Raw genomic sequence first — 11,627 nt, forward strand, 5'->3', positions numbered from 1 at the left:
GAGGGAGCAGTGAGCATGGCAGATGAAACGCGAACGATTTATTTAGATCCGGATTTAGAAGCGGAAGCATATCGTTTTAAAGGAATCACACAAAAGTTTCCGGCGCATTTTCATGATTACTATGTAATTGGCTTTATCGAGGAGGGAGAGCGGGAGTTAATCTGCCAGGGAGAAGAATATGTTATTCAGCCGGGCGATGTACTTATTTTCAACCCGTACGATACCCACAGCTGTGAGCAGGTAGATGGAGGAACATTGGATTACCGCTGTATTAATGTAAAAGCGGAAGTGATGAAGAAAGCTGTGTTTGAAATGAAGGGAGAGGAGGTTCTTCCACGTTTTAAAGAAAATGTTTTGTATAAGAATGAAGTAGCATCTGCTTTAAAAGACCTTCATCTAAAAATGACGGAGGGAGAGGATGCATTCCAAAAAGAAGAGCTGTTTCTCTATTTAGTGGAAGAGCTTATTGAGATAAATTCAGATCTGGCAATCCCGCAAAAAGAAGTGGAATCCTCCCAAAAGGTGCAGGAAATCAGCAATTATTTAGAAAAGCATTATGCTGAAAAAATTTCATTACAAGCGTTAAGCGGTTTAACAGGATGGAGTAAATATTATTTATTGCGGTCCTTTACCAGACAAAAGGGAATTTCTCCTTACAGCTATTTGGAAACAATTCGGGTGAATCATGCAAAAAGGCTGTTAGAACAAGGAGTGAAGCCGATTGAAGTAGCTTTCCTGACGGGGTTCAGTGATCAAAGCCATTTGACCAGGTTTTTTAAGAGCATGATTGGATTAACACCGAAGCAATATATGAAGATTTTTGAACGGAACGGAGAGATATAATGCATTCGATGGAAACGAAATGTGTACTTGTTATCGATGAAAATCTGCCTTTAGGATTAATTGCCAATACGGCAGCTATTCTCGGGGTCACACTTGGAAAGGAAGCCCCTGAAATGGCAGGGGAGAATGTAACGGATTTATCTGGTGTGGAGCATGCAGGAATTGTAAAAACACCTATTCCTATTTTAAAGGGAAATGCCGGACTGCTTCATGAATTAAGAGATAAAACAATGACAGAGACGTTTGCTGACCTGACTGTTGTTGATTTTTCCAATGCAGCGCAAAGCTGTAAAACGTATGTGGAATACATAGCAAAGCTTCAGGAGAAATCGAAATCAGATTATCTGTATTATGGACTGGGGATCTATGGAGAAAAGAAAAAAGTGAATCAATTAACAGGCAGTCTTGCGTTACTAAGATAGCTGAAAGGAGCATGCGGGATGGATAATTTACTGGCATATATCCTGATGGCGTTGATAATGTCCATGCTGCCGGGGACTGATACGGTATTGGTGATGAAAAATACCTTCCGTTATGGTGCAAAGGCTGGCTGTGCTACCATACTCGGGATAGCATTTGGACTCACCTTCTGGACCATGATTGCTGTCTTTGGACTGTCTGTTGTGATTGCCCAGTCAGTTTTTCTTTTCAATATCATTAAATATCTTGGAGCTGCTTATCTCATTTACTTGGGTATCCGTGCTTTCTTTTCAAGAGATACTTTCTCTATGGAAGCTGTATCAGAGAAAAATGATAATAGGAAAACAGCAAAACCTTATTATAAAGATTCTTTTTTTCAGGGGGCCATCAGTAATATATTGAATCCGAAAACGGTTGTAGTATACATCACTTTTATGCCGCAATTTATAGATATAAGCGGGAACGTCAATCAGCAGCTGATTTTTCTTGGATGTATCTTAACGCTGATAGCGTCAGGCTGGTTTTTTATGCTGGTTTATTTTTTAGATACGATGAAGCGTTGGCTGAAAAAGCCTGGATTTCAAAAGGTTTTTCAAAAATGTGCCGGACTGCTATTAATGGGTTTTGGCGTAAAGCTGGTTATTTAGAACTTTTTCTGCAGAAAGAGAGATTTTCCTTTGATAGACTTCCAGATTTTAATGTGTTTGCGATTTCATCTCCAAAAAATAGAAATGCTTGATATATACAAAACAAAAGATTTAAAATATTTGGGGACAGAAATGAATTTATCCTGTCGAATATGTTATGATGGAATATAATCCAGACACGAGATTGGATATTGGACAGAAATGGTAAAGGAGTCAAAGGAGAATGACAGAAAAAGAATTAGAAATTTTGAGAATTATAGAAGAAGATGCGCGAATTGATTACAATACATTAGCGAAAATGACAAATATAAGTGAAGAAGAAATTCAAACGATTTTAAAAAAATTAGAGAAAATGAAGGTTATCTTAAACTATTCTGCAGTGGTGGATTGGAGCAAGGTGCCACAGGCTGAACAGGTAACAGCGATGATCGATGTGAAGGTAACTCCAAAACGCGGCGTGGGATTTGATGAGGTTGCAGAGCGTATTTATCGCTTTTCTGAGGTGCAGGCCTTATACCTTATGTCCGGTGCATACGATCTTCAGGTAGTGATTGAAGGAAAGACGATGCAGGAGATTGCCCGCTTTGTTTCAGAAAAACTCTCATCCATCGATTCTGTGATTTCAACGACAACCCATTTTCAGTTGAAGAAGTATAAGCACGACGGAATTATTTTTGAAGAAGGCGAAGAAGATCGCAGAATTGTGGTGACACCATGAGTCAAGTAAGTGTAAAAACGAAAAATCGTTTATCATCACGTATCCAGGATATTAAGCCATCCGGCATCCGAAGATTTTTTGACTTAGCTTCTTCGATGGATAATATTATTTCTTTAGGTGTCGGAGAGCCTGATTTTACAACACCATGGAATATTCGTGAGGCAAGTATTTCATCGATGGAAAGGGGATTTACTGCTTATTCAGCGAATGCCGGTGTACTTGAATTAAGACAGGAAATAACAAAATATATGGACCAGCGCTTTGAAGTGGATTATAATCCGGAAACAGAGGTGCTTGTAACTGTCGGGGCAAGTGAAGCAATCGATATTGGCTGCCGTGCTATTCTAGATCCGGGGGATGAAGTCATTATTGTCGAGCCTGGATTTGTATCCTATGCGCCGCTTGTATCCATGGCAGGAGGTGTGCCGATTTCGGTAGGAACAAAAATAGAAGATGATTTTAAAGTCTCCGCGGAACAGATTCGGGCGGTGCTCACAGAAAAAACAAAGGCGTTAATGATCAGTTTCCCGAATAACCCTACTGGTGCAGTGATGTTAAAAGAAGATTTACAGGAAATAGCAACGTTAGCAGAAGAGCATGATTTGATTGTCTTTTCTGATGAGATTTATGCAGAATTAAGCTATGATCACAAGCATGTCAGCTTTGCGGCGCTGGATGGGATGAAGGAGAGAACGATTTTAATTTCCGGATTTTCTAAAGCTTTTGCAATGACAGGCTGGCGCTTAGGCTTTGTGATGGCACCACCTGATTTATTGGCGGCAATGCTGAAGCTGCATCAATACAGCTTAATGTGCGCACCGACAATGGCGCAGTATGGAGCGTTAGAGGCTTTGAAGAGCGGGATGGACGATGTGGAAAGAATGACGCAGTCCTATAAACAGAGACGCGGATTTTTTGTAGAGTCTTTCGCAGAGATGGGCTTAGCCTGCCATATGCCTGGAGGCGCGTTTTATGCATTTCCGTCTATTAAAGCGACGGGATTATCCTCTGAAGAATTTGCGGAGAAATTATTATATGAAGAGCATGTTGCTGTGGTGCCGGGGGATATCTTTGGTGCTGGCGGAGAGGGGCACATCCGTTGCTCCTATGCGACTTCGATGGAAAACCTGCAGGAAGCTACGAAGCGGATGAATCGTTTTGTTAGTAAATATTTGTAATCAAAAACCCGCGTATTGTTATAAATGGTAAACAATACGCGGTTTTTTTCCTTTTAAACGATTAAGCAAAGATATTGCTGATTTTTTGAATATCATCTTCAGATAATGAAATCTCAGCTGCTCTTTTGTTGCTTAATACCTGTTCTGGGCGTTTTGCGCCAGGAATAATCACATCAACGGAGTCTTGAGAGAAATACCAGGCCAGAACAATATGAGCAACCTCTTCTCCGTATTTATCCGCAATTTTTCTTACCTGATCTACTTTTTCCAGGTTATCTAAGAACTGCTGCCCTTGGAAATTTGGTTTTTCTGCCCGTAAATCAGAAAAAGTGGTGTTCTTATCATATTTCCCAGCTAATAAACCAGATTCTAATGGGAAGTAAGGAATAAATGTGATGTTATTTTCCGCAGTATAAGGGAAAAAGTCTTTTTCAGCATCACGATTTAACAGGTTATATTCTGCCTGCAACACGTCTACATAACCGTCCTGGTTTGCGTCCTTCAATTGCTCTGGCGTAAAATTGGAAACACCGATGGAGCGGATTTTTCCTTGATCTTTTAACTCTTTTAAAGCACCGACAGCTTCTGCTTTCGGCGTGTCTTCATCAGGGAAATGGATATAAAACAAATCAATATAATCTGTCTGTGTACGCTTCAACGCGTCGTCAACAGATTGCTTTAAAAATGCCGGTGAATTGTCCATTACCGTATCGTTGCCGACAAATTTATGCGCTGCCTTCGTTGCCAGCACGATATTCTCACGCTTATATTCTTGAATAACCTCTCCAACTAATTCTTCCGAGCGCTTCGGTCCATAAATAAATGCTGTATCCAGCATATTAATCCCATTATCCAGTGCTGTGCGGACAACGTCTTTTCCTTGTTCTTCATCCAGCATATCCGGATAAATGTTATGGCCTCCTACTGCATTGGTTCCTAAGCCGATAGGATGTACAGAAACATCTGATTTACCTAAATTTACATGTTTAACCATTATAAAACTCCTTTTCCGATTGATTTACTCTATTATGAATATACCACAAAATAGGATAGTTAAACATAGATTAACAAATGGCTCTTCACCAAAATCTATGGGTGACATAGTAGATATAAAGTTGCTGTAAGCGACCACTACGGAAATACACTACGCTTTCCATGGGCCCCGAGCTCATCTCCTTTAAAGAAGACTTGCTGATTGGCAAGCCGACAGGCGCAGACAGAAGCAAAGTCGCACTTATGCCCTGCGGGTGAAAAGAAGACTTGCTGATTGGCAAGCCGACAGGCGCAGACAGAAGCAAAGTCGCACTTATGCCCCGCGGGTAGAAAAAAAGAAGTACGCTTTTTTTCTGCGGGGTCTTCACCCTGGGACTGGGACTGCGATTACTCGCCCCGCCGAAGACCATGGCGCTTTCCCACGACGGACAGGACGTCCTAGTGTCGGTCGTTGGTCACAGGACGTGACCGTTCTTAGCCGACCAGGAGTCTCCGTGTATTTCCTCCGCTAGCTAGTTGCTTTTATCATATTTAATTATATTTTCCAACCATAGATTTCGGTGTTGATCCTAACAAATGTATCTTTTTTCTTTTACTCTTTAACAACTAATCCAATCAGAGAAGCAAATTGAATCGCTTGATAAGAGGAAACTTTACAGCCTTTTAAACTTTCTAATGAAACGGTCAATGTTTCAAAGCTGGAAGAGCTGATATCGATTCCTTTCAGCGTAGTCTGTTCAAAATTCGCTTCATTTAAATCGCAGCGGTTAAATTCAATTTTTTTGAATTTACAATTGTAGAAATCGACATTGGTTAATACGGATTCGTTAAATATAACCTTTTCGAGCTTGGCATTTCCAAAAGCAGCCAGATTTAAGGTGGAATCATCAAAGCGGACATTGCCGATGGATGACTCCGGGAATTCACAGCCGACTAATTTGCAATGAATAAACTCCACGCGGTGGATAGAAGATTTCGTCAAATTTACATTGGATAGATCACAATTTTCAAATCGGACATCTGTCAGCTCTATATTTTCAAAGTCTGTCTGATTGAATTGGCAATTTTTGATGACCGCATCATAAATCCGTACACGCTCCACCACTTCATTGGTAAACTCTGCTCCAGTGATTTCGCACATTTCCAGTAACGGATCCTCTTCGAAAAAAATATCGGTAAATCTTTTTTCAGTTAATACAGGAGAAATTTTTGGAATGTCTATTTTCATTTTATACCTTCTTTCCTTAGCCTCTTTTACATTATCGTTCTATTGTTGCATTTTTTCCATCATAACATATTTTTCTTTCACGATATTTGTAGAATGGTATACTAGACAGTAAGGAAATATAGACGAAAAAGGGGAGTCAGCATGGGGCGATCGGAAGCAGCAATTTTCACCAATATGTGCATGATTGAAAATGGAAAGGGACAGATTCTGGTTCAAGACAGACAAAATAAAAACTGGCCGGGAATCACTTTCCCCGGAGGGCATATTGAAAAAAAGGAGTCATTCCATGATGCAGTAGTCCGGGAGGTAGAGGAAGAGACAGGCCTACATATAAAACAACCAGTGCTGTGCGGAACGAAGCAATTCCAGACGAACCAGGATGAAAGGTATGTCGTTTTACTTTATAAAACAAATTCTTTTTCCGGTGAATTAAAGAGTTCGGATGAAGGAGAGGTTTTTTGGATTGATAAAGCTGCATTGCCGGATTATCCATTAGCGCCTGATTTTATGGAGATGTATAAGGTATTTGTAGATGAGAGGATTTCAGAGTTCTATTATAACCAGCGCAATGAAAAGAAAGAAGTTGTCTTATTTTAATTATATAGAGGGAGGAAGACAATATGGATATATGGGGAAAAGTTTTAGAAAAATTAAGCAGTGACTTATCTAAACCAAGTTTTGATACATGGCTGAAAAACACAACAGTGGAATGGGACGAAGATGAATTAACAGTATTTGCAGCGAATGAATTTACGATTGATTGGCTGGAGACTCAATATAGTGAACGGATTGGGGAGGCTGTAAAAGAAGTAACGGGAGAAGATTATATTATCTGCTTTGCAGTAGAGGAGAAGGATGCTGACTCTATTTTTTCTACTACCCGTTTAGAATCATTTTCATATGAAACGGACAGCATCAGCAGGTTAGAGGCAAAGATAGACCGTCTGGAGGAGAAAGTGCAGCGGCTGATCGATGTGAAACGCTTGGATGAAAGAGCTGCATTGCTGGAAGAAAAAATAAGTAAGCTGGAGCAGCAGATGAAGTGATGTTTAAAAAAATGCTCCTATAGCAAAAGTAATAACTTTGGTCTTATAAATTAAGAAAAATCTCAGTAATTTCTATTGCTGAGATTTTTCATGTGTATGCAGCAGATTATTTCATCTTTTCATATTGACCTTCACGTTACGTCATACTGTAAGTTAAAAATAAACTTTGAAAAGGTGTGATAAAATGAATATCAACATATTACGTTCGGATAAGATTTATAAGAAGGTCATAGCTAGTCCACCAGAAGAAAAAACAGAGTTGTATCGACGGGAGATGCTTGGTCCTTACAAGAAAAAGTGGGAAATACAGCAGATTCCATTCCATGCGGAGGAGGAAAATGGATTTGATGTGATGACAATAAATAATATGGCACATCTGTCACCGGAGATGATAACAACTGAAGTTGAATCAGACATGAAACAGATTTCCTCTGATGCGTTATGGGGTGAATTAAAGCAAACATTGGAACACTGCTTAAACCAATTTACACAGCATGAGATCCATTTACCTGTGTCTGAATATTTATTTACGATTTTGTTAGGCAGTCCGGACAGCAAAATCTTGCAGCTAAGTGAAGGATATAGTGGGGAAGGAGGGATTCCCGGCTATATTATTCTAAGCTTGCTTCCAAATGAGTATACGTTAAAAAGATTAAAACCTGCTTTAGCACATGAATGTAATCATAATGTCCGTTATCAATTTATTAAATGGGATGATAAAATTAATCTTGGGGAATTGATTGTCAGTGAAGGACTGGCAGAAAACTTTGCGACTTCTTTATATGGGGAAGATTTAATCGGACCTTGGGTCAGCAAAACAGATGCTGATACATTGAATCATATTATCAAACCGGTATTGAGAGAGCATTTAGAAATCACAGGATTACAGCAAATCATGGCGTATCTTTATGGAGATGAAGTTGCTAAATTACAGGGGTTACCGGTTGCTGGAGGAGTGCCACATAGTGCCGGGTATGCATGCGGTTATTATTTAGTGAAGTATTATCTGCAAAAAACAGGGAAATCCATTGTGGAAGCAACGACACTCCCGGCTCAGGAGATATTAAGCGAGGTGGAAGCATATTGGGATGAAGAAACCATACTACACCGTTAAAGATATGATTACCATTACAGGTGTAACGAAAAGAACACTGCATTATTATGATGAAATCCATTTATTAAAGCCTTATAGCTATTCAGATAAAGGCTACCGGCTGTATAACCAGGAGGATCTCAAAAAATTGCGGACCATTTTGCTGTTAAAGGAACTAGATTTGCCCTTGAAAGAAATAGCGGCGATTATACAGTTGCCAAAACAAGAGCAAAGGACGATTTTAGCCGGACATTATGAAGCGATGCAAATAAAAAAGCAAAACCTCGAGCGGACATTAGCCAATTTAAATGATTTTATTTCTGGAAAAGATATCTCTAACTTGGATATTTTTCAGGAAGGCAGCGTGCTGCCATTAAAAGAACAGTATCAAATGGAAGCTAAATATGTATATGGGGATACAGATAAGTATCAAGAATATGAAAAAAATATCAAACAAATTCCCGAAGAAGAAAGAGCTGCTGTATTTGAAGCTTTTGATCAGAATATGCAGGATGTATTCATGCAGTTTGCCAAGCTCTCAGAGGAATCACCTGCTTCTGAAAAAGTACAGCAAATCGTTCTAGAATGGAAAAGTTATCTCGAACAGTTTATGATAGGTGATACAGAAATCCTGCAATGTATTGCTTATACGTATAAGGAAGATAAAAGCTTTAAAGCGTATATCAATCAATTCGGAAACGATACATTGAATGAATTTATTCATCAAGCTATTTTATACCATTGTGAAGATGAAAAGCTGTCACATAAAAATAGCAAATCAATACAGGATTGAAGCACCTAAATTCAGGGAAAAATCAATTAGAATATATAGTTAGATGGAGGTTATATCATGGCAAACACATTTAAAGCACTCGTCGTAGAAAAAGAAAATGAAAAGTTAAATTTGAATGTAAAAGAAATCGAACCTTCTGATTTGCCTGAGGGCGATGTTCTAGTCGATGTAAAGTACAGCGGGATCAACTATAAAGACGGGCTTGCTGCTCATCCAAATGGAAATATTGTAAAGGAATATCCGTTTATTCCGGGAATTGATTTAGCCGGTGAAGTAATTGATTCCAAGGATGAACGCTATAAAGCAAGCGATAAAGTTATTGTTACCAGCTACGAATTAGGTGTCTCCCATTTTGGCGGCTATAGTGAATATGCACGTGTTCCCGCAGAATGGGTTGTGCCTCTTCCAAAAGGGTTGAGCTTAAAAGAAAGCATGATATTAGGAACAGCCGGTTTTACAGCTGCTTTATCTGTCCAGCGATTAGAAGAGAATGGACTGAAGCCGGAAAATGGCCCTGTTCTTGTCACTGGAGCAACAGGCGGCGTCGGAAGTATTGCTATTTCCCTCTTGAAAAAGAAAGGGTATCAGGTAGCAGCCAGTACAGGAAAAACCGAGGAGGCTGCTTATCTGAAACAATTAGGTGCAGATGAAGTTATTAACAGAAAAGAAGTTTATAATGGAGAACTGAAAAAGATGGATAAGCAGAAATGGGCAGGAGCAATCGATGCAGCAGGCGGGAAGCCGTTAGCAGCATTATTGGCGCAAATTCAGTACCGGGGCAGTGTTGCCGTCAGCGGAATGGCAGCTGGTGTCAATGTACCGTCATCTGTTTTTCCATTTATTTTACGGGGTGTTTCCCTTCTTGGGATTGATTCGGTATATTGCCCGATAGCAGAACGGAAGCATATCTGGGAGCGTTTAGCCTCTGATTTAAAATTAGATAACCTTGAAGATATGGTATATAAGGAAGCTGGATTAGAGGAATTAACAGAGCTGCTGCCGTCTGTATTAGAAAGTAATCATTTGGGAAGAGTGCTCGTGAATTTAGGCGATTAATATATGTACCATGCAGAAGGAGGGCGTAGAAATGGCGTTCTCCTTCCTTTTTTGTTTAGTACTATTTTTTAAGACATGCTGAAGTAATGAAATAATTCCATTTAGCTGTTGAAAAGAAGTGTTTAGTACGTTAAAGTAACCAGTATAAGAAGATTATCTCAGTTAAAGTGCAGAATTACATGCCGTCTGTTTTAATTGATGAGTGGGTTCTGCCCATTTTTTTAAATCTTTTCCTAATGCATTTAGGGAAAGGTTTTTTTCGGGTGGTTATTTTGTTTAACTGAGATAATTCATTTATCGATACGATAGAGGTATATCTTTTTGAGGTATGATACTGTTTTTAAAGGATAAAAATAGGATAACCGTTCAAAATGAACTTCACACAACTAAATAAGAGGAGGAATATACGATGAAGAACTATGTATTTTTAATTGCCGGTACATTTTTCTTTGCTGCTTCCGTAGCAGTCTTTGCGATGCCGAATTCTTTAGCAGAGGGAGGCGTGCCGGGGCTGGCTCTGCTGATCTACCATGAAACAGATATATCGCCTGCCATGACGACATTTATTCTGAATGCAGTTATTCTTCTGATCGGCTTTCGTTACTTGCCAAAGGACATGATTATCAAATCGCTTGTGACCATCCCGCTATTTTCATTATTTATTTATATCCTCGAAGACCTGGCTACAGGTATACCAGACCCCCTTCTGGCAGCAATCTTTGCAGGCGTATTTACCGGTGTCGGCTTTGGACTTATTTTCCGTTCAGGGAGCACGACCGGAGGGACATCGACCATCGCCCGCATGTTAAACTATAAATTCGGCTGGGAATTGACAGGAACCAATTTTGTTTTGGATGCGTCTGTTGTCGTTGCCGGGATTTTTGTGATTGGACCCGTGTACACCATGTATACGGTGCTTGCACTATTTATTGGAAAAAGGGTAACGGACTATGTATTAGAAGGTTTTGAAGCAAAAAGAGTGGTGCATATTTTTTCCAATAAAACAAAAGAAGTGGAAAATGCATTGCAAACAAGTCTGGGTACACATACGACCGTATTAAAAGCAGAGAAAAATGCAGATGGCGTCGAGGAAAATCTGATTTACGTCGCCATCCCGAAGCAGCGGTTATTCTACCTGAAAAAGCTGGTCAGCAGCATTGACGAAAATGCATTCACGGTTGTGCATACGGTGAAGGACGTGACCGGCGGCAGCTTTGCAGAAGCTCATCACCCTGGGCAGAAGACCTTCCGAAGCAAGAAACTGGAACGCCGCTATTATAAGAAGCAGGCGGATGAAGAGAGTTTTACATCGCCAGATAACAATACTGCTAATGAGAAAGCATAGCTATACGAAAAAAGTCTTTTCCGATTTTTAAGGGAAAGACTTTTTTCGTATAGAGATATTAATCTCTCTTTTCTCTAAAAAATTGCCAGTAAACAGAGTAAGGAATAATCACCCCGATCAAAAGAAAAAATTTATGAACAACAATATCCGCTTCTCCCCGCCAATTAAAATGAATTGGAATGGAATCAGGCAAAAATAGAATAATGCCAAACAAAATAACGAACATGATTAAAAATACAGTGATATCCTTTTTCATCATCATTCTCC

14 protein-coding genes are annotated in these 11,627 nt (G+C 39.6%); 11 read left to right on the forward strand and 3 right to left on the reverse strand.

Annotated elements, in window-relative coordinates:
• The first annotated feature begins 15 nt into the window (after positions 1–15).
• The 5 genes from ACW0TQ_RS09485 (at position 16) to ACW0TQ_RS09505 (ending at position 3,806) form a co-directional block, all read left to right on the forward strand.
• Positions 16–843: an AraC family ligand binding domain-containing protein gene (locus ACW0TQ_RS09485; protein WP_042532888.1), complete on the forward strand. Its 828-nt coding sequence runs from the start codon at positions 16–18 to the stop codon at positions 841–843.
• Positions 843–1,265 carry a DUF2000 domain-containing protein gene (locus ACW0TQ_RS09490; RefSeq protein ID WP_042532890.1) on the forward strand — a complete coding sequence of 141 codons (423 nt, stop codon included), beginning with the start codon at positions 843–845 and terminating at the stop codon, positions 1,263–1,265. The genes ACW0TQ_RS09485 and ACW0TQ_RS09490 overlap by 1 nt, the downstream gene beginning before the upstream one ends.
• A gap of 18 nt (positions 1,266–1,283) precedes the next feature.
• A complete protein-coding gene (locus tag ACW0TQ_RS09495) occupies positions 1,284–1,910 on the forward strand; it encodes a LysE family translocator (RefSeq protein ID WP_042532892.1) in 627 nt (208 codons plus the stop codon).
• Positions 1,911–2,133: 223 nt separating this feature from the next.
• Complete coding sequence (locus ACW0TQ_RS09500) at positions 2,134–2,628, forward strand: Lrp/AsnC family transcriptional regulator (RefSeq protein ID WP_042532894.1); 495 nt, start codon at positions 2,134–2,136, stop codon at positions 2,626–2,628.
• Positions 2,625–3,806: an aminotransferase gene (locus ACW0TQ_RS09505; RefSeq protein ID WP_455725605.1), complete on the forward strand. Its 1,182-nt coding sequence runs from the start codon at positions 2,625–2,627 to the stop codon at positions 3,804–3,806. The genes ACW0TQ_RS09500 and ACW0TQ_RS09505 overlap by 4 nt, the downstream gene beginning before the upstream one ends.
• A gap of 61 nt (positions 3,807–3,867) precedes the next feature.
• Here the strand turns inward: ACW0TQ_RS09505 and ACW0TQ_RS09510 are convergent, their stop codons facing one another.
• A complete protein-coding gene (locus ACW0TQ_RS09510) occupies positions 3,868–4,800 on the reverse strand; it encodes an aldo/keto reductase (RefSeq protein ID WP_042532898.1) in 933 nt (310 codons plus the stop codon).
• A gap of 591 nt (positions 4,801–5,391) precedes the next feature.
• Positions 5,392–6,027, reverse strand: a complete 636-nt coding sequence (locus ACW0TQ_RS09515; protein WP_042532900.1) for a pentapeptide repeat-containing protein — start codon at positions 6,025–6,027, stop codon at positions 5,392–5,394.
• 141 nt (positions 6,028–6,168) lie between these two features.
• Between ACW0TQ_RS09515 and ACW0TQ_RS09520 the strand changes: the two genes are divergently transcribed.
• From ACW0TQ_RS09520 to ACW0TQ_RS09545, 6 genes are all read left to right on the forward strand, one after another.
• The gene (locus ACW0TQ_RS09520) at positions 6,169–6,624 is read left to right on the forward strand and encodes an 8-oxo-dGTP diphosphatase (protein ID WP_042532902.1); all 456 of its coding nucleotides are present in this window, start codon (positions 6,169–6,171) and stop codon (positions 6,622–6,624) included.
• A gap of 23 nt (positions 6,625–6,647) precedes the next feature.
• Positions 6,648–7,073, forward strand: coding sequence for a DnaA N-terminal domain-containing protein (locus tag ACW0TQ_RS09525; protein WP_212928254.1), 426 nt, complete (start codon positions 6,648–6,650; stop codon positions 7,071–7,073).
• Between the two features lie 184 nt (positions 7,074–7,257).
• Positions 7,258–8,187: a DUF2268 domain-containing putative Zn-dependent protease gene (locus ACW0TQ_RS09530; RefSeq protein WP_042532905.1), complete on the forward strand. Its 930-nt coding sequence runs from the start codon at positions 7,258–7,260 to the stop codon at positions 8,185–8,187.
• On the forward strand, positions 8,162–8,959 hold the full coding sequence (locus tag ACW0TQ_RS09535; protein ID WP_042532907.1) for a MerR family transcriptional regulator: 798 nt from the start codon (positions 8,162–8,164) through the stop codon (positions 8,957–8,959). Before ACW0TQ_RS09530 ends, ACW0TQ_RS09535 begins: the two co-directional genes overlap by 26 nt.
• A 57-nt stretch (positions 8,960–9,016) precedes the next feature.
• Entirely contained in the window at positions 9,017–10,015 is a 999-nt protein-coding gene (locus tag ACW0TQ_RS09540) for an acrylyl-CoA reductase family protein (RefSeq protein WP_455725606.1), read from the forward strand.
• Between the two features lie 409 nt (positions 10,016–10,424).
• The gene (locus tag ACW0TQ_RS09545) at positions 10,425–11,360 is read left to right on the forward strand and encodes a YitT family protein (RefSeq protein WP_042532911.1); all 936 of its coding nucleotides are present in this window, start codon (positions 10,425–10,427) and stop codon (positions 11,358–11,360) included.
• Between the two features lie 58 nt (positions 11,361–11,418).
• Here ACW0TQ_RS09545 and ACW0TQ_RS09550 read toward each other — a convergent pair whose 3' ends face one another.
• Positions 11,419–11,616: a DUF1648 domain-containing protein gene (locus tag ACW0TQ_RS09550; RefSeq protein ID WP_244882379.1), complete on the reverse strand. Its 198-nt coding sequence runs from the start codon at positions 11,614–11,616 to the stop codon at positions 11,419–11,421.
• Positions 11,617–11,627: the final 11 nt, after the last annotated feature.

This window comes from Oceanobacillus sp. M60 (assembly GCF_053839645.1).

What these genes read in the sequence shown, in the direction of transcription:
- ACW0TQ_RS09485 (WP_042532888.1), top strand. Translation starts at nt 16, where the DNA reads ATGGCAGATGAAACGCGAACGATTTATTTAGATCCGGATTTAGAAGCG.
- ACW0TQ_RS09490 (WP_042532890.1), top strand. Translation starts at nt 843, where the DNA reads ATGCATTCGATGGAAACGAAATGTGTACTTGTTATCGATGAAAATCTG.
- ACW0TQ_RS09495 (WP_042532892.1), top strand. Translation starts at nt 1,284, where the DNA reads ATGGATAATTTACTGGCATATATCCTGATGGCGTTGATAATGTCCATG.
- ACW0TQ_RS09500 (WP_042532894.1), top strand. Translation starts at nt 2,134, where the DNA reads ATGACAGAAAAAGAATTAGAAATTTTGAGAATTATAGAAGAAGATGCG.
- ACW0TQ_RS09505 (WP_455725605.1), top strand. Translation starts at nt 2,625, where the DNA reads ATGAGTCAAGTAAGTGTAAAAACGAAAAATCGTTTATCATCACGTATC.
- ACW0TQ_RS09510 (WP_042532898.1), bottom strand. Translation starts at nt 4,800, where the DNA reads ATGGTTAAACATGTAAATTTAGGTAAATCAGATGTTTCTGTACATCCT.
- ACW0TQ_RS09515 (WP_042532900.1), bottom strand. Translation starts at nt 6,027, where the DNA reads ATGAAAATAGACATTCCAAAAATTTCTCCTGTATTAACTGAAAAAAGA.
- ACW0TQ_RS09520 (WP_042532902.1), top strand. Translation starts at nt 6,169, where the DNA reads ATGGGGCGATCGGAAGCAGCAATTTTCACCAATATGTGCATGATTGAA.
- ACW0TQ_RS09525 (WP_212928254.1), top strand. Translation starts at nt 6,648, where the DNA reads ATGGATATATGGGGAAAAGTTTTAGAAAAATTAAGCAGTGACTTATCT.
- ACW0TQ_RS09530 (WP_042532905.1), top strand. Translation starts at nt 7,258, where the DNA reads ATGAATATCAACATATTACGTTCGGATAAGATTTATAAGAAGGTCATA.
- ACW0TQ_RS09535 (WP_042532907.1), top strand. Translation starts at nt 8,162, where the DNA reads ATGAAGAAACCATACTACACCGTTAAAGATATGATTACCATTACAGGT.
- ACW0TQ_RS09540 (WP_455725606.1), top strand. Translation starts at nt 9,017, where the DNA reads ATGGCAAACACATTTAAAGCACTCGTCGTAGAAAAAGAAAATGAAAAG.
- ACW0TQ_RS09545 (WP_042532911.1), top strand. Translation starts at nt 10,425, where the DNA reads ATGAAGAACTATGTATTTTTAATTGCCGGTACATTTTTCTTTGCTGCT.
- ACW0TQ_RS09550 (WP_244882379.1), bottom strand. Translation starts at nt 11,616, where the DNA reads ATGAAAAAGGATATCACTGTATTTTTAATCATGTTCGTTATTTTGTTT.